The organism is Micromonospora sp. WMMD1128 (genome assembly GCF_027497235.1).
Classification (GTDB): Bacteria; Actinomycetota; Actinomycetes; order Mycobacteriales; family Micromonosporaceae; genus Micromonospora.
In genome coordinates, this window is the sequence record NZ_CP114902.1 from 1,283,051 (window position 1) to 1,305,731 (window position 22,681).

The 22,681-nt window shown below is 73.0% G+C and carries 21 protein-coding genes and 1 tRNA gene; 13 read left to right on the forward strand and 9 right to left on the reverse strand.

Going from position 1 to position 22,681, the window contains the following annotated elements; translation table 11 throughout:
* Window positions 1-9: 9 nt before the first annotated feature.
* Window positions 10-2,754 carry a pyruvate dehydrogenase (acetyl-transferring), homodimeric type gene (aceE, locus tag O7602_RS06260; protein WP_348651311.1) on the reverse strand — a complete coding sequence of 915 codons (2,745 nt, stop codon included), beginning with the start codon at window positions 2,752-2,754 and terminating at the stop codon, window positions 10-12.
* A gap of 187 nt (window positions 2,755-2,941) precedes the next feature.
* Between aceE and O7602_RS06265 the strand changes: the two genes are divergently transcribed.
* Window positions 2,942-3,346 carry a YjbQ family protein gene (locus O7602_RS06265; RefSeq protein WP_281587268.1) on the forward strand — a complete coding sequence of 135 codons (405 nt, stop codon included), beginning with the start codon at window positions 2,942-2,944 and terminating at the stop codon, window positions 3,344-3,346.
* A 58-nt stretch (window positions 3,347-3,404) separates the two neighbouring features.
* On the opposite strand, the gene O7602_RS06270 is transcribed toward O7602_RS06265, so the two are convergent.
* Window positions 3,405-4,175, reverse strand: coding sequence for an AraC family transcriptional regulator (locus O7602_RS06270; protein ID WP_281587269.1), 771 nt, complete (start codon window positions 4,173-4,175; stop codon window positions 3,405-3,407).
* Between the two features lie 89 nt (window positions 4,176-4,264).
* On the opposite strand from O7602_RS06270, the gene O7602_RS06275 reads away from it, so the two are divergent.
* The 6 genes from O7602_RS06275 to O7602_RS06300 all read left to right on the forward strand — a co-directional run bounded on the left by O7602_RS06275 (window position 4,265) and on the right by O7602_RS06300 (window position 10,490).
* The gene (locus O7602_RS06275; protein WP_281587270.1) at window positions 4,265-5,677 is read left to right on the forward strand and encodes an MFS transporter; all 1,413 of its coding nucleotides are present in this window, start codon (window positions 4,265-4,267) and stop codon (window positions 5,675-5,677) included.
* 41 nt (window positions 5,678-5,718) lie between these two features.
* A complete protein-coding gene (locus O7602_RS06280; RefSeq protein ID WP_281587271.1) occupies window positions 5,719-6,189 on the forward strand; it encodes a MarR family transcriptional regulator in 471 nt (156 codons plus the stop codon).
* A gap of 63 nt (window positions 6,190-6,252) precedes the next feature.
* Entirely contained in the window at window positions 6,253-9,312 is a 3,060-nt protein-coding gene (locus tag O7602_RS06285; protein ID WP_348651312.1) for a thiamine pyrophosphate-dependent enzyme, read from the forward strand.
* 111 nt (window positions 9,313-9,423) lie between these two features.
* The gene (locus tag O7602_RS06290; RefSeq protein ID WP_281587272.1) at window positions 9,424-9,861 is read left to right on the forward strand and encodes a DUF3052 domain-containing protein; all 438 of its coding nucleotides are present in this window, start codon (window positions 9,424-9,426) and stop codon (window positions 9,859-9,861) included.
* A gap of 8 nt (window positions 9,862-9,869) precedes the next feature.
* The gene (locus O7602_RS06295) at window positions 9,870-10,337 is read left to right on the forward strand and encodes a peroxiredoxin (protein ID WP_281587273.1); all 468 of its coding nucleotides are present in this window, start codon (window positions 9,870-9,872) and stop codon (window positions 10,335-10,337) included.
* A gap of 78 nt (window positions 10,338-10,415) precedes the next feature.
* A tRNA-Val gene (locus O7602_RS06300) sits at window positions 10,416-10,490 on the forward strand.
* Window positions 10,491-10,504: 14 nt separating this feature from the next.
* Here O7602_RS06300 and O7602_RS06305 read toward each other — a convergent pair.
* The 4 genes from O7602_RS06305 to O7602_RS06320 all read right to left on the reverse strand — a co-directional run bounded on the left by O7602_RS06305 (window position 10,505) and on the right by O7602_RS06320 (window position 15,057).
* Window positions 10,505-11,470, reverse strand: coding sequence for an aminoglycoside phosphotransferase family protein (locus O7602_RS06305; protein ID WP_281587274.1), 966 nt, complete (start codon window positions 11,468-11,470; stop codon window positions 10,505-10,507).
* A 39-nt stretch (window positions 11,471-11,509) separates the two neighbouring features.
* A complete protein-coding gene (locus O7602_RS06310) occupies window positions 11,510-11,989 on the reverse strand; it encodes a hypothetical protein (RefSeq protein ID WP_281587275.1) in 480 nt (159 codons plus the stop codon).
* A gap of 182 nt (window positions 11,990-12,171) precedes the next feature.
* Window positions 12,172-14,019, reverse strand: a complete 1,848-nt coding sequence (locus O7602_RS06315; protein WP_281590152.1) for a glycoside hydrolase family 15 protein — start codon at window positions 14,017-14,019, stop codon at window positions 12,172-12,174.
* A gap of 54 nt (window positions 14,020-14,073) precedes the next feature.
* Entirely contained in the window at window positions 14,074-15,057 is a 984-nt protein-coding gene (locus O7602_RS06320) for an NAD(P)/FAD-dependent oxidoreductase (protein WP_281587276.1), read from the reverse strand.
* A 79-nt stretch (window positions 15,058-15,136) separates the two neighbouring features.
* Here O7602_RS06320 and O7602_RS06325 point away from each other — a divergent pair, with 79 nt between their 5' ends.
* The 3 genes from O7602_RS06325 to O7602_RS06335 all read left to right on the forward strand — a co-directional run bounded on the left by O7602_RS06325 (window position 15,137) and on the right by O7602_RS06335 (window position 17,865).
* Window positions 15,137-15,715 (forward strand): XRE family transcriptional regulator, encoded by a 579-nt coding sequence (locus O7602_RS06325; RefSeq protein WP_281587277.1) that lies wholly within the window; start codon window positions 15,137-15,139, stop codon window positions 15,713-15,715.
* Between the two features lie 44 nt (window positions 15,716-15,759).
* Window positions 15,760-16,545 carry an alpha/beta fold hydrolase gene (locus tag O7602_RS06330; RefSeq protein WP_281587278.1) on the forward strand — a complete coding sequence of 262 codons (786 nt, stop codon included), beginning with the start codon at window positions 15,760-15,762 and terminating at the stop codon, window positions 16,543-16,545.
* Window positions 16,546-16,638: 93 nt separating this feature from the next.
* Complete coding sequence (locus tag O7602_RS06335; RefSeq protein WP_281587279.1) at window positions 16,639-17,865, forward strand: ROK family transcriptional regulator; 1,227 nt, start codon at window positions 16,639-16,641, stop codon at window positions 17,863-17,865.
* A gap of 357 nt (window positions 17,866-18,222) precedes the next feature.
* On the opposite strand, the gene O7602_RS06340 is transcribed toward O7602_RS06335, so the two are convergent.
* Together O7602_RS06340 and O7602_RS06345 are read right to left on the reverse strand one after the other, a co-directional pair.
* Window positions 18,223-18,672: a GNAT family N-acetyltransferase gene (locus O7602_RS06340; protein ID WP_281587280.1), complete on the reverse strand. Its 450-nt coding sequence runs from the start codon at window positions 18,670-18,672 to the stop codon at window positions 18,223-18,225.
* Window positions 18,673-18,683: 11 nt separating this feature from the next.
* A complete protein-coding gene (locus O7602_RS06345) occupies window positions 18,684-19,019 on the reverse strand; it encodes a hypothetical protein (RefSeq protein ID WP_281587281.1) in 336 nt (111 codons plus the stop codon).
* 216 nt (window positions 19,020-19,235) lie between these two features.
* Here O7602_RS06345 and O7602_RS06350 point away from each other — a divergent pair, with 216 nt between their 5' ends.
* Together O7602_RS06350 and O7602_RS06355 are read left to right on the forward strand one after the other, a co-directional pair.
* Window positions 19,236-20,036, forward strand: coding sequence for a helix-turn-helix transcriptional regulator (locus tag O7602_RS06350; RefSeq protein ID WP_281587282.1), 801 nt, complete (start codon window positions 19,236-19,238; stop codon window positions 20,034-20,036).
* Window positions 20,027-20,221 carry a DUF397 domain-containing protein gene (locus O7602_RS06355; RefSeq protein ID WP_281587283.1) on the forward strand — a complete coding sequence of 65 codons (195 nt, stop codon included), beginning with the start codon at window positions 20,027-20,029 and terminating at the stop codon, window positions 20,219-20,221. The genes O7602_RS06350 and O7602_RS06355 overlap by 10 nt, the downstream gene beginning before the upstream one ends.
* Window positions 20,222-20,372: 151 nt before the next feature.
* Here O7602_RS06355 and O7602_RS06360 read toward each other — a convergent pair whose 3' ends face one another.
* Complete coding sequence (locus O7602_RS06360) at window positions 20,373-21,311, reverse strand: phosphotransferase (protein ID WP_281587284.1); 939 nt, start codon at window positions 21,309-21,311, stop codon at window positions 20,373-20,375.
* 216 nt (window positions 21,312-21,527) lie between these two features.
* Between O7602_RS06360 and O7602_RS06365 the strand changes: the two genes are divergently transcribed.
* On the forward strand, window positions 21,528-22,673 hold the full coding sequence (locus O7602_RS06365; protein WP_281587285.1) for a polysaccharide pyruvyl transferase family protein: 1,146 nt from the start codon (window positions 21,528-21,530) through the stop codon (window positions 22,671-22,673).
* The last annotated feature ends 8 nt before the right edge of the window (window positions 22,674-22,681 follow it).

The following is a 22,681-nucleotide window of genomic DNA, read 5'->3' on the forward strand; positions in this document are numbered from 1 at the left end:
TCCTTACATCTAGCTGTCGCCGCCGGTCTCGCCCACCGGGGCGGCCGTCACGTCGTCGAGCGCGTACTTGCGGGCGGCGTCGGCCGGCACGTGGGCCGGGACGGCGCCGCGCAGCGCGAGCTGCCGCAGCGTGGCGACCGCGATCGACTCGGCGTCGACGTGGAAGTGGCGGCGCAGCGCGTGCCGGGTGTCCGACATGCCGAAGCCGTCGGTGCCGAGCGAGGTGTAGTCGCCCGGAACCCAGCGTGCGATCAGGTCCGGCACCGCGCGCATCCAGTCGCTCACCGCGATCTTCGGCCCGTCGGCGTCGGCCAGCTTCCGCTGGATGTACGGCACCCGCTGCTCCTCGCCGAGGTTGAGCAGGTTGTGCTCCTCGCACTCCACCGCGTCGCGGCGCAACTCGGTCCAGGACGTCACCGACCACACGTCGGCGGCCACGCCCCAGTCCTCGGCGAGGAGTTGCTGCGCCTTGAGCGCCCACTGCATGCCGGTGCCGGAGGCGAGGATGTTCGCCTTCGGTGCGTCGTCGCCGACCTGCGGCGCCGGCGAGTAGCGGTAGATGCCCTTGACGATGCCCTCGGCGTCCACACCCTCCGGCTCGGCCGGCTGGAAGATCGGCTCGTTGTAGACGGTGAGGTAGTAGAAGACGTTCTCCTGCGCCTCGCCGTACATCCGGTGCAGGCCGTTCTCCAGGATGTGCGCCAGCTCGAAGGCGAACGCCGCGTCGTACGCGACCACCGCCGGGTTGGTGGCGGCGAGCAGCAGCGAGTGGCCGTCCTCGTGCTGGAGCCCCTCGCCGTTGAGCGTGGTCCGGCCGGCGGTGGCACCGAGCACGAAGCCCCGCGCCATCTGGTCGGCCGCCGCCCAGAACCCGTCGCCGGTGCGCTGGAACCCGAACATCGAGTAGAAGATGTACATCGGGATCATCGGCTCGCCGTGCGTGGCGTACGACGTGCCGGCGGCGGTGAACGAGGCGACCGAACCGGCCTCGTTGATCCCCTCGTGCAGGATCTGCCCGGTCGTCGACTCCTTGTACGACAGGAACAGCTCCCGGTCGACCGAGGTGTAGCGCTGGCCGTGCGGCGAGTAGATCTTCTGGGTCGGGAAGAGCGAGTCCATGCCGAAGGTGCGGGCCTCGTCCGGGATGATCGGCACCCAGCGCCTGCCGAACTCCTTGTCCTTCATCACGTCCTTGAGCAGGCGGACGAAGGCCATCGTGGTGGCCACCTTCTGCTTGCCCGACCCGCGCTTGACGTCGGCGAACCGTTCGCTGCCCGGGATGGCGAGCGTCTTGGGCGCGGTGGTGCGCGACGGGAGGTAGCCGCCGAGCTGGCGACGCCGCTCCCGCAGGTATTCCATCTCGTCCGACTTCTCGTCCGGCGTGAAGTACGGCGGGAGGTAGGGGTTCTCCTCCAACTGCTTGTCCGGGATGTCGAGGTAGAGCCGGTCGCGGAACAGCTTCAAGTCGTCCAGCGTCAGCTTCTTCATCTGGTGCGTGGCGTTGCGGCCCTCGAAGTGCGAGCCGAGCGTCCAGCCCTTGATGGTCTTGGCGAGGATCACCGTCGGCTGGCCGGTGTGCTCCGTCGCCGCCTTGTAGGCCGCATAGAGCTTGCGGTAGTCGTGGCCACCCCGCTTGAGGTTCCAGATCTCGTCGTCGGAGAGGTGCTCGACCATCTTGCGGGTCCGCGCGTCCCGACCGAAGAAGTGCTCCCGGACGTACGCCCCGGACTCCGCCTTGTAGGTCTGGTAGTCACCGTCGGGCGTGGTGTTCATCAGGTTGACCAGCGCGCCGTCGGTGTCCGCCGCGAGCAGCGGGTCCCACTCCCGGCCCCAGACCACCTTGATGACGTTCCAGCCGGCGCCCCGGAAGAACGCCTCCAGCTCCTGCATGACCTTGCCGTTGCCGCGGACCGGGCCGTCCAGCCGCTGGAGGTTGCAGTTGATCACGAAGGTGAGGTTGTCCAGCTCCTCGCGCGCGGCCACGCCGATCGCGCCGAGCGACTCGACCTCGTCCATCTCGCCGTCGCCGAGGAACGCCCAGACGTGCTGCTGGGAGGTGTCCTTGATGCCGCGGTGGTGCAGGTAGCGGTTGAACCGGGCCTGGTAGATCGCGTTCAGCGGGCCGAGGCCCATGGACACGGTGGGGAACTCCCAGAAGTCCGGCATCAGCCGCGGGTGCGGATACGACGGCAGCGCGCCCCCGGGGTGCGACAGCTCCTGCCGGAAGCCGTCGAGCTGCTCGGAGCTGAGCCGGCCCTCCAGGAACGCCCGCGCGTACATGCCGGGGGAGGCGTGACCCTGGTAGTAGATGTGGTCGCCGCCGCCGGGGTGGTCCTTGCCCCGGAAGAAATGGTTGAAGCCCACCTCGTAGAGGGACGCGGAGCTGGCGTACGTGGAGATGTGGCCGCCCACGCCGATCTCCGGGCGCTGCGCCCGGTGCACGAGCATGGCGGCGTTCCACCTGATGTAGGCCCGCAGCCGCCGCTCGATGTGCTCGTCACCGGGGAACCACGGCTCGCTCTCCGGCGGGATAGTGTTGATGTAGTCGGTGGTGGTCAGGGAGGGCACCCCGACCTGGCGCTCGCGGGCCCGCTCCAGCAGGCTCAACATGACGTACCGGGCGCGTTTGGTTCCGCGCTCGTCGATGACACCGTCGAGCGACTCGACCCATTCGCTTGTCTCTTCAGGGTCGATGTCCGGAAGCTGGCTCGGCAGACCAGCGGTGATCACCGGGCGCTTGCGTTCCGTAGCCACAGGCGTTCCCTCGGTTCTGAGTGGGATAGGTCTCTAGCGCCATCCTGCCCCCTCGTGGCGCTCGTCGTCACGTCTGGCTCCCCCAGACGCGACGCTGAACACAGATACCCGCCGGTAACTTTGTGCGACCGGCGGGTACGCCGACCGCACCGGCGGGGGACCGGGCCGCTGCGGCAGAATGCGCCCTATGCGCAGTGAGGTGATCAACGTCCGGACCGGTTCCCGGCCCACGGTCCGGGACATCACGGCCGAGGCGGAACGCTTCGTCGCCGGGGCCGGCGACGGGCTGCTGCACGTCTTCGTCCCGCACGCCACGGCCGGGCTGGCGATCATCGAGACCGGCGCCGGGTCGGACGACGACCTGCTCCGCGCGCTCGACGACCTGCTTCCCACCGACGACAGGTGGCGGCACCGGCACGGCTCACCCGGGCACGGCCGGGACCACGTGCTGCCGGCGTTCGTGCCGCCGTACGCGACGCTTCCGGTGCTCGGCGGCCGGATCCAGCTCGGCACCTGGCAGTCGATCTGCCTGGTCGACCCGAACGGCGACAACCCCGACCGCCAGGTCCGCCTCTCCTTCCTCCCCGCCTGATCCCCCGGGGGCGGTGCCCCTCGCCGAACACGTGGCCTGCGGAGGAGTGCGGGCTACGTCAGCCGAGCAGCCGGCGAAGCTCACCCGGGGTGTGGCCGAGGTGGGCGCGGACCGTGCGGGTCAGGTGCGCCTGGTCGGCGAAGCCCAGCTCACCGGCCAGCTCGGCCAGGCGCACCTGACCCTGCTCGATCCGGTCCAGCAGCCGCGCCACGCGCAGGCCGTTACGGTAGCGGGTCAGCGGCACCCCCACCCGGGCCTGGAACTCGCGGCTGAGCCGGTAGGGCGAGACGCCGAGCGCCCGGGCCAGCGGCAGCAGCCCGGCGGCCTCCGGGGCGTCGTCGTGCAGCGCGGCCCGGGCCCGTTCCACCAGCCGGCGACCCGGCCCGCCGCCGCTCGTCACCGGTGCGGCGGCGCGGCCGACCAGACGGACCAACCGCTCGGCCGCCGCGTGGTCGGGGTCGGCGACGTCGCGCAGCAGCAGCCGGTGGGCGAGATCCACGTGGCCGTCCACGTGCACCGTGCCCGGCACCGGCCGGTCGTCGAACAGCTCCCGCCACAGCCGCTGCGACAGGTGCACGGAGGTGCACTCGTCGCCGCCCGCCGGATGGGCGAACCGTTCCTCCTCGCCCGGCACACTGAGGTAGGCGACCGTCGGCCCGACCCACGTCTCGCCGCCGCGCCCGGCCCGCCGGAACGCGCCGCGCCGGGTGAGCACCAGACCGTACGCGCCGGCCGGCTCGGGCGCGGACCAGCCGGTGTGGTCGTCGCGGCAGCGCACCACGCTGACCCGGAAGTCCGGGTGGGCCAGCAGTCGACTCGCGGTGCGCACGCGGATCAGCGTAGGCGGCCCGGCCGACACGCGGCGGCCCGCAAGGATCGACAAGACCCGGGCGGCGCGCGGCCGGCAGGGTGGCCGGCGTGACCGCATCGCCCCCACGTCCCGCCGCACTGCTCGTCGTCCTGCTCACCGGCCAGGCGATGGCCTCGATGGACACCTCGATCGCGGCCGTCGCCGCCCCCGCGATCCGCGCCGACCTGGGCGGCCCGGCCGCCGTCCAGCAACTCGTGCTCGCCGGCTACACGCTCACCTTCGCCGTGCTCGTGGTGGTCGGCGCGCGGCTCGGCGCCCGACACGGCGGCCCCCGGGTCTTCCTGCTCGGCCTGGCCGGCTTCACACTCGCCTCGGCCGCCTGCGGACTCGCTCCGACACCTGTCGCGCTGGTGTTCGCCCGGGTGGCCCAGGGCGCGGCCGGCGCGCTCATGGTGCCGCAGGTGCTGGCGCTGATCCGCAGCGCGCTGCCGGACGCGACCCGCGCGCGGGCGATCGGGGCGTACTCGATGGTTCTCGCCCTCGGCGTGGCCGCCGGCCAGATCCTCGGCGGGCTGTTGGTGACGCTCGACCTCGGCGGGCTCACCTGGCGGTTGGCGTTCCTGGTCAATGTGCCGGTCGGGGTGGTCCTGCACCTCGTCGGCCGGCGGGTCCTGGCCGACCCGCCGGCCGTACCGCTCCGGCGGGAGCCACTCGACCTGCCCGGCGCCGCGCTGCTGGCAGCGGCGATGCTCACGCTCGTGCTGCCGCTGGTCCTCGACGCCGCCACGTGGATCCGCGTGGTCGCGGTCGCCACCGGCGCCGTCGGGCTACGGCTGTTCCTCCGGTACGAGCAGCGGCGGGCCCGGCGGGACCAGGCGCCCCTGCTGGACGTGACGGTGCTGCGCCATCCTGTCGTGCCGGCCGGACTGTTCGCCTGCTGCGTGGTGATGGGCTGTTACGCCGGCTTCCTGTTCGTGTTCACCCTGCGGGCGCAGGACGTGCTGGGACTCAGCGCGCTCGCCGCCGGGCTGGCCTTCCTCCCGTACGCCACCGGTTTCGCCCTGTGCGGCCTGGCGGTGGCCCGACTTCCCGGACCGGTCCGGGTGATCCTGCCGGTGGCCGGGCCGTTGGTGCTGGCCGCGGCGACGGTGGCCGTCGCCGGACTGTCGGCGCGGGGCTGGCCGTGGGCGGCCGGCAGCGCGTTGCTGCTGCTCGGTGGGGCGGCGCACGCGGCGGCGTTCAGCCCGCTCGTCACCCGGCTCGCCGACGTCGTCCCGGCGAGCGCGGCGGCTGCTCTCTCCGCGTTCGTCTCCACCGGCACGCTGCTCGCCGCCGTGCTCGGCGTGACCGTGGTGGGCGGCCTGCACCTGGGCCTGACGGCCGCCGGGGCGGACGGGAGCGCGCTCGCGCTGCCACCGGCGCTCGCCACCGCCGCGCTGCTGCTGGCCGGCGCGTTCGCCGCCCGCCGGGCGGTCCGGCCGGCAGTGGTCGGCGCGGACGTCGGTGCCCGGACCGCATAGTAGATCAGCTCAATTGTTGATGAATCACGTATGCTGGCCTGATGGCGCCACCCACCGTGCCCACCGACGGCGAACGGGCCGGCCTGGCCGGAGACACCGTGCGTCGGCTCCTGCACGTCGCCGCCGCCATGCGGCACCACCAGGACGAGGGGATCGCCGCGCTGGGACTCACCCCGGCCGCCGCCCGGGCGCTGTACGCGCTGGACCCGGATCATCCGCTGCCGGCCCGTGAACTCGCCGAGCAACTGGGCTGTGACCGGTCCAACGTCACCGGCCTGGCCGACAAGCTGGAGCAGGCCGGTCTGGTGCAGCGGCGTACCGACCCGACCGACCGGCGGCAGAAGGCGCTCGTGGTCACCGCCCGGGGCCGGCAGGTGCGCGAGCAGGTCGGGCGGGTGATGTCGGACTCCCGACTGCTCGACGGCTTGAGCGTCACCGAGCTGACCACGCTGCGCGAGCTGGTCTGGAAGGTGTCCGACGGTGGGTGCCCGGCGGAGTGCGGCGAGAACTGAGCCACGCCGCGTGGAACGTGTCCGACTGGGCGAGGTGGGCATCAGTCGGTAATGCTGTCCGACGTGACCACCCCGCACGATCTCGACGACCAGCTCCGCGCCGACCTGGCCGCGCTCGGCGCGCCGGACCAGCGGCGCGACCTCGACGAGCCGCTGCCGCGCGACGGTGAGTCGCTGCCGCGCGACCGCAATCCGTCCCGTGACGGTGAGCCGCCGCGTTCTGGTGGACTGCCGAGTGATGGCGGGCTGGCGCGGGACGGTGCGGCGCGGCCCGATGGTCGGGGGCTGACCGGGGCGCAGGCACTGGCGCTGTTCGACGCGCAGGTCACCAGCCGGCTGCTCGACCTGGCCGGGCGCTGGCTGCGCGGCTTCGGTGAGGGCTACTACACGATCGGGTCGGCCGGCCACGAGGGCAACGCCGGGGTGGCCGCCGCGCTCCGCCCCACCGATCCGGCGTTGTTGCACTACCGCTCCGGCGCCTTCTACTGCCTCCGCGCCGCCCAGGCCGCCGGTGCCTTCCCAGCCAGCGCGCCACCGGCGCCCGCCCCACTCGACTCGCCGGCGCTCGCCCCACTCGACTCGCCGGCGCCCGCTCCACCCGCGCCCGCTTCGCCCGACTCGCCGGTACCCGCTTCGCCCGACTCGCCGACGCCCGGCCCGGGCGCCCGCACCGATCCCGCTTTCCGAGATGGATCTTCTGAAGTGCGGGATGCGAGTAGATCTTGGAAGGAAAGTGCCCCTATGGGGGCCATTTCGTACCAAGATCTCGAACCTGTGCCTGGCTCTGCGGCGGCTAGCGCTCGGGTTGGGCGGCTGGAAACGGATGAAGCCGCCATCTCGGGCGGGGTTACCGGCTCGGGTGGAGATGCCGCCTCCAGTGGGGCCGATTCGGGTGAGGTCGCCGCTTCGGGCGAGGACAGTGCCGAGGCGGGTCGCCTCGCGGCGGGAACGGACGCCGAGGCGGGCGGCCTCGCGGCGGGAACGGACGCCGGTGCGGGTCGCCTCGCGGCGGGTGCCGGCGCGGGCGGGACGGCTGCCGGTGCGGGTGCGGAAGCGGGTCGCCCTGCGGCCGGGGCGGAGGTGGAGGCGGCCAGCCTGCCGGCGGGAGCGGGCGTCGCCGTGGACGCGGACGGCGACGCCACTGTCGGCGTACCCGGATTGCCGCCGCCGGCCCTCGACGACGCCTACGCGTCGGCGGCGCGTGACGTGCTGCGGGGCATGGTCGCCTCGGCGGCGGAGCCGCTCGCCGGCGGCCGGCACAAGGTCTTCGGCCGGGCGGACCTCGCGGTCGTGCCGACCACCTCGACCATCGGCTCGCACCTGCCCCGGGCCGTCGGCCTGGGCCTGGCCCTGGAGCGGCTGCGCCGGGACGGGCGGCGCGTCGACGGCGACCCGGAGGTCGTGTCCTGGCCGCCGGACGCGGTGGTGGTCTGCTCGTTCGGCGACGCCTCGGTCAACCATGCCACGGCCACCGCCGCGCTCAACACCGCCGGGTGGTACGACCACACCGGCCTGCGCATCCCGGTGCTGTTCGTCTGCGAGGACAACGGGTTCGGGATCAGTGTGCGCTCACCGCAGGGGTGGGTGGCCGCCACGCTGCGGTCGCGGCCCGGCCTCCGCTATTTTGCCGCCGACGGCACGGACGTGGTGGAGACCCACCGGGTGGCGGCGGAGGCGGCGGCCTGGGTACGCCGGCACCGCCGGCCCGCCGTGCTGCACCTGAGCACGGTACGACTGATGGGGCACGCCGGCGCGGACGCGGAGTCGGCGTACCGGAGTCCGGCGGAGATCGCCGCGGACGTGGCGCGGGATCCGCTGCTGGTCACCGCCCGCCGGCTGGTCGCGGCCGGCTTCGCGAGCGGCGAGGAACTGCTGGCCCGGTACGACGAGCGGGGCTGGCAGCTACGCCGGATCGCCGAAGAGGTGCTGGACGAGCCGAAGCTGACGTCCCCGGTCGAGGTGGTGGCGGAGCTGGCGCCGCGCCGCCCGGCGCGGGTGTCCCGGGCGATCGCCGGGTCGGCGGCGTACGCGGCGGGGCCGGGCGCGGGCGCGCGGGCGGAGGCGTTCGGCGGCAAGCCGCCGGAGTTGACCGGGCCGCTGACGCTGGCGCAGAGCATCAACGCGGCGCTCGCCGACGGCATGCTCGACCATCCCCGGATGGCCGTGTTCGGTGAGGACGTGGCCGCCAAGGGCGGGGTGTACGGGGTGACGAAGGGGCTGCGGGACCGGTTCGGGGCGGCGCGGGTGTTCGACACGCTGCTGGACGAGACGTCGATCCTCGGGCTCGGGCTCGGCGCCGGGCTGGCCGGCATGCTGCCGGTGCCGGAGATCCAGTATCTGGCGTACCTGCACAACGCCGAGGACCAGTTGCGGGGCGAGGCGGCCACCATGCGGTTCTTCTCCCGGGGCGCGTTCCGCAACCCGATGGTGGTACGGGTGGCCGGGCTGGCGTACCAGGAGGGCTTCGGCGGGCACTTCCACAACGACAACTCGGTGGCGGTGCTGCGTGACGTGCCGGGGCTGGTGATCGCGGTGCCGGCCCGGCCGGACGACGCCGCACCGATGCTGCGTACCTGCCTGGCCTCGGCCCGGGTGGACGGCGCCGTCTGTGTGTTCCTGGAGCCGATCGCGCTCTACCACGCCCGCGACCTCTACGCCGACGGTGACGGCGAGTGGCTGGCCGAGTATGCCGAGCCGGGCGCCTGGGCGGACCGGCACGTGCCGGTCGGCCGGGCCCGGGTGTACGGGATCGGCTCGGCCGAGGACCTCACCATCATCACCTTCGGTAACGGGGTGCGGATGTCGTTGCGGGCGGCGGCGACGCTCGCCGACGAGGGCGTCGGCAGTCGGGTGGTGGATCTGCGCTGGCTCGCCCCGCTGCCGGTGGCGGACATCATCCGGGAGGCGTCGGCGACCGGCCGGGTGCTGGTGGTGGACGAGACGCGGCGCTCCGGCGGGGTGGGCGAGGGGGTGCTGGCCGCGCTCGTCGACACCGGCTACGTGGGCGCGGCGCGACGAGTGGCCGCACTTGACTCGTTTGTACCATTAGGTCCGGCTGCTCACCAGGTGCTCGTCTCCGAGGAAGCCATCACCCAGGGTGCCCGTACGCTGCTGGCACGGTAAATTCCCTTCCAACCGGTGCGCCACTTGCGCAGCGAGCCGCAACTGTGTGGACTGGGCCGGACGGTGTCACGGGGCACCACGAGCAGGGACGAGATGAGGAGGCACGCGACAGTGAGCGCGACCGCTGGTCAGGCCGCCGACGGGGTACGCAGCCTGGCGGACCGGTTCGGCATCGAACCGGGCATGGTCGTCATGGAGATGGGCTACGACGACGACGTCGATTCCGATCTCCGGGACGCCCTGACCGACCGCTGTGGAGAACTTGTCGATGAGGACACCGACGAGGTGGTCGACGCGGTACTGGTCTGGCACCGGGACGGCGACGGTGACCTCTTCGAGCTCCTCGTCGACGCCCTCGGGCCGCTGGCGGACAACGGCGTGGTCTGGCTCCTGACGCCCAAGGCCGGCCGGGACGGCCACGTCGAGCCGAGTGAGGTCGCCGAGAGCGCGCAGAGCGCCGGCCTCCAGCAGACCTCCACCATCAACGCCGGCCGCGACTGGAACGGCGCCCGCCTGGTGCTGCGGCGCGGCTCCAAGAGCAAGAAGTAGGAGCACGCATGCCCATCGAGGTTGGCGCCGAGGCACCCGACTTCCTGCTCAAGGACCAGAACAACCAGGAGGTCCGGCTCTCGGACCTCCGGGGGCGCAAGACCGTGCTGCTGGTCTTCTACCCGCTGGCCTTCACCGGCATCTGCCAGGGCGAGCTGTGCGAGGTGCGGGACAACCTCGACGACTACGCCAACGACGACGTCCAGGTGCTGACCGTCAGCGTCGACTCGGTCTACGCCCACAAGATCTGGGCCGACCGGGAGGGCTACCAGTTCCCGATGCTCGCCGACTTCTGGCCGCACGGCGCGGTGGCCCAGGCGTACGGCGTCTTCAACGACGTCGCCGGCATCGCCAACCGGGGCACCTTCGTCATCGACAAGGCCGGCGTGGTCCGCTTCGCCGAGATGAACATGCCCGGCGAGGCACGCGACCAGCAGGGCTGGCGCAAGGCGCTGGCGGAGGCCGTCGCCGCCTGATCCCACCCCCAGACACGTTCGACCGGGCCGGAGGCCGGCAGGTAAGCTTGCCGCTCCGGCCCGCCGTACGGGCGTACCGGGCGCGTAGCTCAGCGGGAGAGCACTCGCCTTACAAGCGAGGGGTCGCAGGTTCGAAACCTGCCGCGCCCACCACCCACCAGCACAGTTCAGGGCGTGTAGCCCGGGTCGGCGACGGTCTCGGCGATGCGGGTGAGCCAGTGCGTGTCGTTCGCCCGGGACTCCGCACTGGCACCGGGGTCGAGGATGCCGGCGAGGAACGCGGCGACGTCGTCGAGGTGCCGCTCGGCGCGGTAGTAGCTCAGCAACGTCGGCTCCGGCTCCGCCGGCCCGTACCCCTGGCGGAAGAGCGCGGCGCGGCGCGCGTCGATCGGGTGGTCGCCGAAGTCCCGGCTGTGCACGAACATCAGGTCCCGCTCGCGCGGCGCGCGGATCGGCGCGTCCCAGTCCACCACGTGCAGCGGGCCGTCGCCGTCGGCGATCAGGTTGCCGGGGTGGATGTCGGCGTGGCAGATGACGTGCGGGGCCGGCGGCACGCTCGCGGCCAGCTCGTCGACCGTCTCCGCCAGCCGGTGCAGCGGATCGCCGTACCGGTGCCAGAACGCGCCGAGGGTCGCGCTCGTCGCGGCCTGCCCGCCCAGTGTCCGCAGCCGCTGCCCGGCCCGCGACCGGTAGGTCTCGACCGGCAGGACGGCGGCGATCTCGGGGCTGGGCGGGACCGCGTGCAGGTGGGCGAGGAACTCGCCGTACTCGATCCACTGGCGGTCGGTGAGACCGCGACCCCAGAGGCTGCCGCCGTCGCGGTACGGGTAGAGCAGGAGCTGGTAGTCGCCGAACCGGTGGGCGGTTCCGCCGCCGGCCAGGTCCACCGGCGCCACGACCTGCCGGACGCCGCGGGTGCGGAGGAAGCCGGGCAGCCGGACGGCGGCGGAGGTGAACTCGCCGCGCCGCAGTTTCAGGAACCACCGCCCGCCGTCGGACGTGTCCACCCGGTAGGCCCATGCCTGCCCGTCCAGCCCGACCGGGAGGAACACGAGGTCGGCGACGTCCACGGCCCAGGCGTCGGCCACCTCGGCCGCGAGGAGCCGCTCGTCCACGCCCGGCTTGTCGATCATTGCCGGAGCGTCCCAGGTCATGGCTTCTTCGGCAAGGCATCAGGCGAGCGGGTCGACGACGCGGACGCCGTGGTCGCGCAGCGCCGCCTCGATCCGCTCGCGGCTCTCCGGGTCGGGCTGCCGCCACAGCCAGACCTGCCCGACCATGACCGCGCTGTTCGGGCCGGGCACGTCCCACCGGCCGCCGTCCGGGTACACGGCGAGCGCGAGCCGGCCGAAGCCGGGACGGGCGAGCCCGGCCTGGTGGATCTCGGACCACCGGTAGCTCCGGGTGACAGTGCCCCGATGTCGGACCAGCAGCCCGGTGGCGTCGGCGAGCAGCGCGCCGTCCCGGTGCAGCCAGGCCGAGACGACGGTGGCGGCGGTCGTCCCGATGAAGACGATGAGGGAAGCGGCGTGCAGCCGGACGCCGATCGCGACCGCCACGGCGAGCAGGCCGAGCGGTACGAGCACCGCCGGCCACCACCGGGACGCGAACAACACCACCGGCTCCGCGCCGGCCCCCCGTTCCTCCGCCACAACGCTCTGGTGCCCACATCGGCGGTGATCGACACCACTACGCCGACATGGCGGCATCGGACCGACCGGGACCCCGCCACCTCACCGGAATGGAGTCGATCAAGCGCCCGAGCCCGAGCCGGAGCCCGAGCCCGAACCGGAGCCCGAGCCGGAGCCCGAGCCCGAGCCCGAGGCGAGCCGGGCTACTGGCGGCGGCGGGCGTCGGCCTCGGCGTCGATCAGGTCGTTCAGCGCCAGCGCCGAGTTGATCAGGGAGAGGTGGCTGAACGCCTGCGGGTAGTTGCCGATCTGCTCACCCGTCGCGGCGATCTCCTCGGCGTACAGGCCGAGGTGGTTGCTGAACGTGATCATCTTCTCGAAGGTGAGGCGGGCGTCGTCCAGGCGTCCGGTGCGGGCCAGCGCCTCGACGTACCAGAAGGTGCACATGTTGAAGGTGCCCTCGTGGCCGGGGAGGCCGTCGGGGGAGTGCACCGGGTCGTAGCGGTGGACCAGGCTGTCCGAGACCAGGTCCCGTTCGATCGACGCCAGGGTGGAGCGCCACAGCGGGTCGCTCGGCGTGACGAAGCCGACCGACGGCATGGCCAGCAGCGCGGCGTCGAGCACGTTCTCGTCGTACGCCTGCACGAAGCTTTCGCGTTCCCGGTGGTAACCACGGGCCATGACCTGGTTGTAGATCCGGTTCCGCTGCTCGATCCAGCAGCTCATGTCTCCGGGGCGGCCGGTGCGGGTGGCCAGCCGGATGGCCCGGTCAAGCGCCACCCAGGACATCACCCGGCCGAAGGTGTAGTTGCGGGGGTGGTGCCGGCTCTCCCAGATGCCGGCGTCGCGCTGGTCCCAGTTGTGGCAGAGCCAGTCGACCATCCGGACGGTGCTCTTCCACACCTGGTGGGACACCCGGATGCCCTGCTCGTCGGCGAGGTGCATGGCGTAGAGCGCCTCGCCGTGGATGTCGAGCTGGAGTTGGTCGGCCGCGCCGTTGCCGATCCGCACCGGGCGGGAGCCGCGGTAGCCCTCCAGGTGGTCGAGCACCTCCTCGTGCAGGTCGGAGGAGCCGTCCACCCGATACATGATCTTCAACGGGTCCTGGTGGTCGCCGGCCTCGCGGATCCGCTCGTCGAGCCAGTTCATGTAGCTGCTGACCTCGTCGGTGAAGCCGAGGCCGAGCAGCGCGTGCACGGAGAACGAGGTGTCGCGTACCCAGGTGTAGCGGTAGTCCCAGTTGCGCGTGCCGCCGACCAGCTCGGGCAGCGCGGCGGTGGGCGCGGCGATCATCGCGCCGGTCGGCGCGTACGTCATGAGCTTCAGCGTGATGGCGGAGCGTTCGACCATCTCCCGCCACCGGCCGGTGTAGCGGGAGCGTTCGACCCAGCGCCGCCAGTAGTCCCGGGTCCACTCGAACATCCCCTGGACCTCTTCCGGGGAGATGATCCGTGGTTCCGTGCCGGCCGTCTCCAGGACCACCCCGCCGGTGTCGCCCTCGTTGAGCGTGCCGTACGCGACCAGGTCGTCGTCGTCCAGGCGGATGTCGCCGCCCTGGGCGATGAGCTGCCGCACCGGGTCGACCGGGTTGAACGTGAGGGTCTCCGACGGGCTGCGGAAGACGTACCCGTTGCGGTGGCGTTCGAGCTGGTGCTTCTGCCGGGCGTAGTCGAACCGGGGCCGGCACTCGACTTTGAAGCGCATGCTGCCCCGGACCATGTTGACCATGCGGACCAGGCGGTGCGCGTCGGTGATCCGCTCGCCGGTGACCGGCATGAAGTCCATCACCTCGGCGACGCCGTCCGCGCTGATGAACCGTGTGATCAGGATCGGGGTGCCGGGCAGGTAGAGCTGCTTGGTGACGTACCTGACGTCGTGCGGGGCGATCCGGAAGTAGCCGCCCTTCTCCCGGTCCAGCAGCGCGGCGAAGATGCTCGGCGAGTCGAAGCGCGGCGCGCAGAACCAGTCGATCGTGCCGTCGCAGGTCACCAGCGCGGCGGTTTGCAGGTCGCCGATGAGCCCGTGATCCTCGATCGCCGGATAGCTCTCCACGTCGCCCCCCGCGCTCGACTGCCTCCTGCGCATTCCAACCTAGGGGAAGAATTGTCAGGTTAGGGCCGTTTCGCGCGGTCGGTCGCCCCCGCGACGTGCCTCGACCGCCGCGCGCGTCTCCGCGGCCACCAGATCCGCGTTGATCATCGCGGCCGTCCGGGCGCCGGCCGCCGCCGCGGCGCCGACCTGCGCCGACAGGTCGGTCACGTTGCCCGCCACCCACACCCCGGGAACCTCGGTACGCCCCGCCGGGTCGGCCGGCACGTACTCGCCCGACCCGCTCTCGTGCGGCACCGCGCGCAACCCCAGCGCCGCCAGGAACCCGGCCCGCGCCACCATCCGGGGCGCGACGGTCAGCACCTCGCGGGCGACCGTGCGACCGTCGCGCAGGCGTACCCCGGTCAGCCGGTCCCCGACCACCTCGACGGCCGCGACCTCGCCCTCGACCACCGGCACGCCGCGCGCGGCGAGCTGCTCGGCCTGCTCGTCGGTGAGCGGCGGCGCGGCGTGGCGGAAGAGGACCACGTCGTCGCTCCACTGCCGGAACAGCAGCGTCTGGTGCACCGACATCGGGCCGCTGCCGATCACCCCGATCGGCCGGTCGCGCACCTCCCACCCGTGGCAGTACGGGCAGTGCACCAGGTCCCGGCCCCAGCGCTCGCGCAGCCCGGGCACCTCCGGCAGCTCGTCCACCAGACCGGTGGCCACCAGCACCTGGCCGGCGCGCACCCGGCGGCTGTCGGCGAGCGTCACGTCGAACCCGTCGCCGTCGCGGCGTACCGCCTCGACCTCGCCGGTGAGCAGGTGCCCGCCGTAGCGGCGGACCTCGTCCCGCCCGCGCGCCAGCAGCTCGGCCGGCGGCACGCCGTCGAGGGCCAGCAGCGCGTGCACCCCGTCGGCCGGCGCGTTGCGCGGGTTGCCCCCGTCGACCACCAGCACCGACCGGCGGGCCCGGGCCAGCATCAGCGCCCCGCTCAGCCCGGCCGCGCCGCCGCCGATCACCAACACCTCGTAGCCGTCTTCCCTCAGTTCGGTCATCGTGACCACCTCCGAGCCAAGCGTGCGACGGTCCCTGGCAAAACCGCAAGCCTTGTTGCCGTTGTGGCAAACTGGGGGCATGGATGACGACCTCGACCAGGCCCTCGACGCGGTCGGCCCCCGGCTGCGCGCCCTGCGCCGCGAGCGGGAGACCACGCTCGCCGACCTCTCCGCCGCCACCGGCATCTCGGTCAGCACGCTGTCCCGGCTGGAGTCCGGTGGCCGCCGGCCCACGCTCGAGCTGCTCCTCCCGCTGGCCAAAGCGCACGGCGTCACCCTCGACGAGCTGGTCGGCGCGCCACCCACCGGCGATCCGCGCATCCACCTGCGGCCGGTCGCCGCGTTCGGGATGACCATGCTGCCGCTCACCCGACGGCCCGGCGGCATCCAGGCGTACAAGCTGATCATCCCGGCCGGCGGCCGGGCCGAACCCGAGCCGAAGACCCACGAGGGGTACGAGTGGGTCTACGTGCTCAACGGACGGCTGCGCCTGGTGCTCGGCGAACACGACCTGGTGCTCGCCCCCGGCGAGGCGGCCGAGTTCGACACCCGGGTGCCGCACTGGTTCGGCCGCGCCGACGACCAGGGGGTGGAGTTCCTCAGCCTCTTCGGCAGCCAGGGCGAGCGCGCCCACCTGCGCGCCCGCCCCCGCGGCTGAGCGAACGCACCCGCCGACGCGGCCCGCGGCGGCACGATCAGGCGGTGAGCTATGCGGACGTACGCGGGCTGCGGATCTGGTACGAGGAGCACGGCGCCGGCAAGCCGCTGGTGCTGCTGCACGGCTCCTACGGCTCGACGGAGACGTTCGCGGCGGTCCGGCCCGCGCTCGCCACCCGCCGCCGGCTGATCGCGGTCGACCTCCAGGGCCACGGCCGCACCGCCGACGTGGCCCGGCCGCTGCGCCACGAGTCGATGGCCGACGACCTGGCCGCGCTGCTGGACCACCTCGACCTGCCCGAGGTCGACCTGCTCGGCTACTCGCTCGGCGGCGGGGTGGCCCTGCGTACCGCCATCCAGCACCCCACGCTTGTCCGCCGCCTGGTCCTGGTCTCCACGCCGTTCCGGCGGCGGGGCTGGCACCCGGAGCCGCTGGCCGCGATGTCCGCCCACGACGAGCGCGCCGCCGAACGGATGCGCGGCACCCCGGCCCACGAACGGTACGCGCGGGTCGCGCCCCGGCCGCAGGACTGGCCCACGCTCTGGGCGCGCAGCGGTGAGCTGCTGCGCCGCGACTACGACTGGTCGGCCGAGGTGGCCGCGCTGCCGATGCCGGTGCTGCTGGTCTTCGCCGACGCCGACGCGATCCCGGTGCGCCACATGGCCGACTTCTTCGCCCTGCTCGGCGGCGGCCGGCGGGACACGGACGACCGCCCAGCGTCCCGGCTGGCCATACTGCCCGGCCTGACCCACGCCGACGTGGTCACGTCGCCCGCCCTGCCGGCGGCGGTCCTGCCGTTCCTCACCCACAGCGCACGGGCTCCCGGCTGAGCCGCCACCCGCGCCGGATCGACCGTGCGTGCCGTCGGAACGGTGCGGTCTATCCTCGGATGACACGAGACGTGTCCGCTGACGAGGTGGTCGATGCTGAAGGATCTGGCCGCGGACCGGCAGGCGCAGGGGGACACCCGTCGCCGCAACCTCGGCGCGCTGCTCCGCCGGGTCCACCTCGGCGGCCCGGCCTCCCGCGTCGAGCTGGCCGACCGGATGGGCGTCAACCGCAGCACGGTCCTGGCCCTCACCTCTGAACTCGCGGCGGCCGGCCTGGTCCGGGAGGTGCCCGCCACGGCGAGCGGCCGGGCGGGGCGTCCGTCCTTCGTGGTCCGGCCGGAGTCGGACACCGTCTACGTCCTGGCCTTCGACATCGCGGTCGACCGGCTCGTGGCCGCCCGCGTCGCCCTCGGCGGGGCGGTGTCGGCCCGGCTGGAGGCGACCCGGCCGCGGGCGGGCGTCGACCTCGACTCGGTGGTTTCCGTGCTCGCCGGTTTCGGGCGGGAGCTGCACCGGGACGCGCCGCCGGGGGCGGTGTGCGTGGGCATCGGAGCGTCCTACTGCGGGATGATCCGGCCGGGCGACGGGATGGTCCGGTTCGGGCCGGACCTGGGCTGGGTGGATCAGGCGTTCGGCGCCGAGCTGGCCCGGCGGCTGGACCTGGGCCTGCCGGTGCTGGTCGGCAACGAGGCCCACCTCGGCGCGATGGCGGAACACCAGCGCGGCGCCGGCGTCGGTGCGCAGAACCTGATCTACCTGCACGGCGACGTCGGCGTCGGCGGCGGGATCATCGTCGGCGGGGAGCTGCTCGGCGGCGACGGCGGGTACGGCTCCGAGGTGGGGCACATGCTCGTCAACCCGTACCAGGGTCGGCCCTGCGGCTGCGGCTCCCGGGGCTGCCTGGAGGCCGAGGTCGGCGAGCGGGCGCTGCTCGACGAAGCCGGCCGCCCGGCCGACCACCGGGGACGCGACGCGGTCCGGGCCGTGGTCGCCGCCGCCGAGCAGGGCGACGCCGCCGCCCGGGCGGCCCTGCGGCACATCGGTGACTGGCTGGGCATCGGGGTGGCCAACCTGATCAACCTGTTCAACCCCGGTGTGGTGATCTTCGGGGGCACGCTGTGCGAGGTGTTCCCCGGCGCGGCCACCCAGGTGCGCAGCCGGATCGCGGCGAACGTGCTGCCTGTCTCGCGGGACAAGGCCCGGCTTGCCGTCTCGGCGCTGGGCTACGACGCCACCCTGATCGGGGCGGCCGAACTGGGCTTCTCCCCGCTGCTGACCGACCCGCTCGGCATCCCGGCCCTGGCACCGCCCCGCCGGTAGCCCACACCCGCTCGCGCCCCCGTGCCCGCTCGTGCCCCCGTGCCCGCTCGTGCCCCCGTGCCCGCTCGCGCCCCCGTGCCCGCTCGTACTCCGTGCCCCTCCGCCCGCTTCCCTCTCGCCTGTCGGGATAGATCTCTCGATAGGTGAGAGCGTAGAGATCTTGGTAGCAAAGTGCCCCTGTGGGGGCCGTTCCGTACCAAGATCTCCGACCCGCACCCGCACCCGCACCCGCACCCGCGAGCTGCGTCGATCATGGAGTTGTGGTCGTGGACGAAACGGTCGAAGGTGGCATTCCCTGGCACCGCAACTCCATGACCGGCGTGATCGCCGAGGAGGGGCGGGCGGGGCGGGGGGAGTTCAGAGGTAGCGGCGGTAGCCGGTGGCGGACGGCGTGAAGCCGGCGCTCTCGTAGAAGCGGTGCGCCTCGACGCGGCGTCGGTTCGAGACCAGTTGGACCTTGTAACAGTTGGCGGACCGGGCGCTGTCGACGGCGGACCGCATCAGCGCGCCGGCCACCCCCCGACGCCGGGCCGCCTCGTCGACGACCACGTTCTCCACCAGCATGAACGGCCGCGCCCCGTGGGTCAGGTTCGGCACGACCAGGGTGTCCACCGTGCCGACCAGTCGCGGACCGAGGAAGGCCAGCAGCAGCGTCCGGCCCGGTTGGGCGTGCAGATCCCGCCACGCGCCGGCCAGAGCGTCCGGGTCGGGGCGGTCGTCCGAAGGGGCCAACTGCCACAGCAGGTCGAAGATCCGGTCGGGGTCGTCGTCCGGCGTCGCCGGACGTACCGTCAGCTCGGCGGGCACGGTGGTCGAGCCTAGGCCGGTCCGACCACACCCCGGCGGTACGGGCCCCAACCGACGAACCTGTCGAACAGCTCGCGGGGCGTGGGCCCCGCGTGCGGGTCGAGCCGGAACAGGTCGTGGGTGGCCTCGTGATAGAGCCCGGACAGATAGACGGCCAGGTCGACGGGGCGGTCGGCGTACTCGGCCGTGAGCAGCAGCCGCGCCTGAGCGCAGGGCCACGGCGAGCCGCAGGCGCGGCAGAGCCAGAGCGGTCGGATCGGCAGGTGCGCCGGTTGGCCCGGCGGGCAGGCGCGAGGCCGGTCCGGGTGCGGCCCGAGCCGGGGTACGGGAAACGCGGCCACGTTCATCACGACCTTCCTTCGAGGCGGAGGGTGGGCCGCCCCGGCATCGGGGGGACATCGGGGCGGCCCGGTGGCGGCCGAGCGGGAATCGGACCACCGGATGACAGTCTGTAGAGGACGGCACTACGGTGGGAAGCCGCCACGTCGTTCCTGGTAGCGGCTGGGTGGGCTCGGGGCTGGGCCCGGGCGGGCGTGGGAGTTTTCGACGCGAAAGGGGAAAGCGTGGGTGGGTCGTGGTGGGACTTCATCGCCGGCGAGCTGCGCCAGGCGCGCGTGCGGGCCGGGCTCAGCCAGGAGGAACTGGCCCGGCGGATCAACTACTCCCCGTCGCACGTGTCGGGGGTGGAGACCGGTCAGCGCCCGCCGAAGATCGATTACCTGACCGCGATGGATCAGGCGCTGGAGACGGGCGGCCTGTTCCTCCGCATGCTCCGCCACGCCTCGGCTGCTGATGCGACGCCGCCATGGCTACGCGCCTGGGTGGACAGCGAAGGAGAGGCGACTCTGCTGCGGTGGTATGAACCGGCTTACGTGCCGGGCATCCTGCAGACCGAGGCTTACGCTCGGATGACGCTTGCGGAGAGCCTGCTCACCGAGGAGGAGATCGACAAACGGGTGGTCTCCCGGCTGGGCAGACAGGGGATCCTGACCCGCGCCCATCCCTGCCCGCTCATCGCCGTGCTGGACATCATGGTGTTGCGACGGCCGCTGGTGGAGCACACCGAACTGATGGGACAGCAGCTCGCCCACCTGGTGAAGATGGCGGCACTGCCCAGCGTGCAGATCCTGGTGGTGCCCGAGGAAGCTGGCCTCTACCCTGCCTTGCAGGGCGGTTTCATTCTGGCCACCTTGAGTGACGGATCAGTGTTGGCTCACCTCGATCACCAGGTTCGGGCGCAGGTCGTCAACCAGAGTGATGACCTTGCTAGCCTGCAGCGGAAGTGGGAGGCCGTCCGTGGCGAGGCACTGTCCCGCAGAGAGTCCTTCGACCTGATCAAGGAGGCCGCCGGCTCATGGATCTGACGGATGCGCGCTGGCGCAAGTCAGCCCGCTCGGGCTCGAACGGCGGCTCGTGCGTCGAGGTGGCCGACAACCTGCCCGGTGTCGTCGGCGTGCGGGACAGCAAGGACCCGTCCGGCCCGGCGCTCACCTTCGCTCCGGCGTCCTGGCGCGTCTTCGTCGCGTATACGAAAGCGGCCGGACGCTGACCTTCGGCCCGGTGTCCTGACGTCGCGTATACGAAAGCGCCCGGCGCTGGGCTTCGGGCCGGCGTCCTGACGCGTCGCGCACCCGAAGCGGCGCGACGCTCACCTTCGCGTCCTGGCGCGCTTTCGTCGCGTACACGAAGCGGGTTTGACCTCATCGACCCAGTCGGCGGGCGAGCCACGGCAACAGCGCGTCGGCCTGTAGGCGCTGGAACGCCCGGACGGTCGGGATGCCCGGCGGCGGCGGCTGCCGGGCGCCGTCGAGGAAGAAGCCGGTGAAGCCGGCCAGCGCCCCGGTCAGGTCGGCCGGGTCGACGCGCGCGGTGAGCGGCCGGGTGGCCAGTAGGGCGTCCGGGTCGTGGCCGCCGTGCACCTGGACGTTGACGACGGCGAGCAGGGTGTCCAACCAGGCCGGCCCGCGGCAGGCCCAGGGCCAGTCGACCACGGTGACCCGGCCGTCCGGGCCGAGCAGCAGGTTGTCCGCGCGGACGTCGAGGTGGCAGAGGGTGTCGCCGGCCAGGGCGGCCAGGCCCCGGTCGGCGGCGGCGCACAGCTCGGACAGGTGCGCCCGGGCCCACGGGTCGAGGTCGGCCGGCGGGTCGGCGGCGATCCGGCGCCAGCCGGCGAAGTCGTGGGCGAGCGACTCGGTCGCGGTGGCGGTGGCGACGGCGGGGGCCGGGGTGAGCGTGGCCGCCATCGACTCCAGGGTGGACAGTACGGCGGCCAGCTCGCCGGTGTCCCACGGGGTGACCGGGTGCCGGCCCTCGACGTCGGCGTAGACGAGCGCGATCCAGTCGCCGTCGTCGTGGCTGCCGAGCAGCCGGGGCGTCGGCGCGTGCGCGGGCAGCGCGGCGGCGATCCGGGCCTCGGCCCGGTGCATGGTCGGGCTGCGGTCGTTCTGCGCCGGGCTGACCGCCTTGACGAAGGCCCGCCCGCCGCGCGCGGTGCGGACCCGGTCGGCGGTGCCTGGGGAGAAGCCGCCCGGCTGCGACTCCGCCGCCACCACCCGGTCGTCGAGGATGGCCTCGACCGCGGTACGGACGTGTGCCGGCAACTCGTGCCAGCGGACGCGGATCTTCGACTGACTGCTCACCGTCCCACCGTGCGTGTCGCGCGCCCACCGGGCAACCGGGTTAGGCGGGGGCCCCTATTAACGCCTCGCGGTGAGAGGGGGCCCCTTCTCTACCGGAGGCGTTAACAAGGGCCCCCGCCTAACCCGCGCACTTTGGGGGTTGAAGGGTGCTTTGGCGGGGTTACCTGACCGGGAACGCGGGAACGCCACCGCGACGCCCCGGGGAAGGAGCCACGGATGCGGGAACGCACCGGACTGACCATCGGCGTGCTCGGCTCGTACGGCGGACGCAACCTCGGCGACGAGGCGATCCTCACGGGTCTCCTGGCCGATCTGCGCCAACACGAGCCGAACGCGCGGATCATCGTGTTCTCCCGCAACCCGGCGCACACCGCGCTGGCGCACCCCGACGTCGAGGCGGTGCCGTGGGAGGGCGTCAGCCGGGTCGACTCCTCGCAGGTGCTCCACCAGCTCGACCTGCTCATCCTCGGCGGTGGCGGGATCCTCTACGACAAGGAGGCCCGGCGCTACCTGCGGGTGGTCCGGGTCGCCCAGGAGCGGGGTCTGCCGCTGCTCACGTACGCGGTCGGGGTCGGCCCGCTCACCGACGGGGTGGACACCGGCATGGTGCGCGAGACCCTGGCGCAGGCGGTCGAGGTGACCGTCCGCGACCAGGAGTCGCGGATGGTGCTGGAGGAGGCCGGTCTGGTCAACCCGATCACCGTCACCGGTGACCCGGCGTTCCTGCTCACGCCGGAGGAGTTCCCCGCGCAGTGGCTGCGCGAGGAGGGCGTGCCGGCGGGCTCCCGGCTGGTCGGGTTGAGCGTGCGGGAGCCGGGGCGGGCCGCGGAACGCCTCGACGTCGACGGCTACCACCGGCTGCTCGCCCAGATCGGCGACTTCCTGGTGCACCGCATCGACGCGCATGTGCTGTTCGTCCCGATGGAACGCGACGACATCCGACACTCGCACGGGGTGTTGTCCCACATGATCGCCGCGGACCGGGGGCGGATCCTGCACGGCGACTACCGTCCGGCGCAGATCCTCGGCCTGATGCGCCACTTCGACCTCGCGGTCGGTATGCGGCTGCACTTCCTGATCTTCGCGGCGATGATGAACACGCCGTTCCTGCCGCTGCCGTACGCCGGAAAGGTCTTCGACCTGGCCCAGCGGCTCGGCGTGCCGGCGCTGCGCGGCATGGAGCGGGAGGTGGAGGGCCCGCTGCTGGCCGAGGTGGACCGGCTCTGGGACGAGCGGGCGGCCCGGGCCGGCGAGACCGCCCGCCGGGTGGCGGAGGTGTGCGACCAGGCGCGCGGCACCTCGCAGGTGACGCGGAGCGTGCTGGACAGCATCCGGGCCCGCACGCTGACCCCGACCGCCTGAGCCTTCCG

Coding starts and splice junctions, on each gene's coding strand:
- O7602_RS06280 (WP_281587271.1), top strand. CDS start 5,719: ATGGCGCCACCCACCGTGCCCACCGACGGCGAACGGGCCGGCCTGGCC.
- O7602_RS06325 (WP_281587277.1), top strand. CDS start 15,137: ATGGATGACGACCTCGACCAGGCCCTCGACGCGGTCGGCCCCCGGCTG.
- O7602_RS06295 (WP_281587273.1), top strand. CDS start 9,870: ATGCCCATCGAGGTTGGCGCCGAGGCACCCGACTTCCTGCTCAAGGAC.
- O7602_RS06305 (WP_281587274.1), bottom strand. CDS start 11,470: ATGATCGACAAGCCGGGCGTGGACGAGCGGCTCCTCGCGGCCGAGGTG.
- O7602_RS06320 (WP_281587276.1), bottom strand. CDS start 15,057: ATGACCGAACTGAGGGAAGACGGCTACGAGGTGTTGGTGATCGGCGGC.
- O7602_RS06265 (WP_281587268.1), top strand. CDS start 2,942: ATGCGCAGTGAGGTGATCAACGTCCGGACCGGTTCCCGGCCCACGGTC.
- O7602_RS06335 (WP_281587279.1), top strand. CDS start 16,639: ATGCTGAAGGATCTGGCCGCGGACCGGCAGGCGCAGGGGGACACCCGT.
- O7602_RS06345 (WP_281587281.1), bottom strand. CDS start 19,019: ATGAACGTGGCCGCGTTTCCCGTACCCCGGCTCGGGCCGCACCCGGAC.
- O7602_RS06355 (WP_281587283.1), top strand. CDS start 20,027: ATGGATCTGACGGATGCGCGCTGGCGCAAGTCAGCCCGCTCGGGCTCG.
- O7602_RS06365 (WP_281587285.1), top strand. CDS start 21,528: ATGCGGGAACGCACCGGACTGACCATCGGCGTGCTCGGCTCGTACGGC.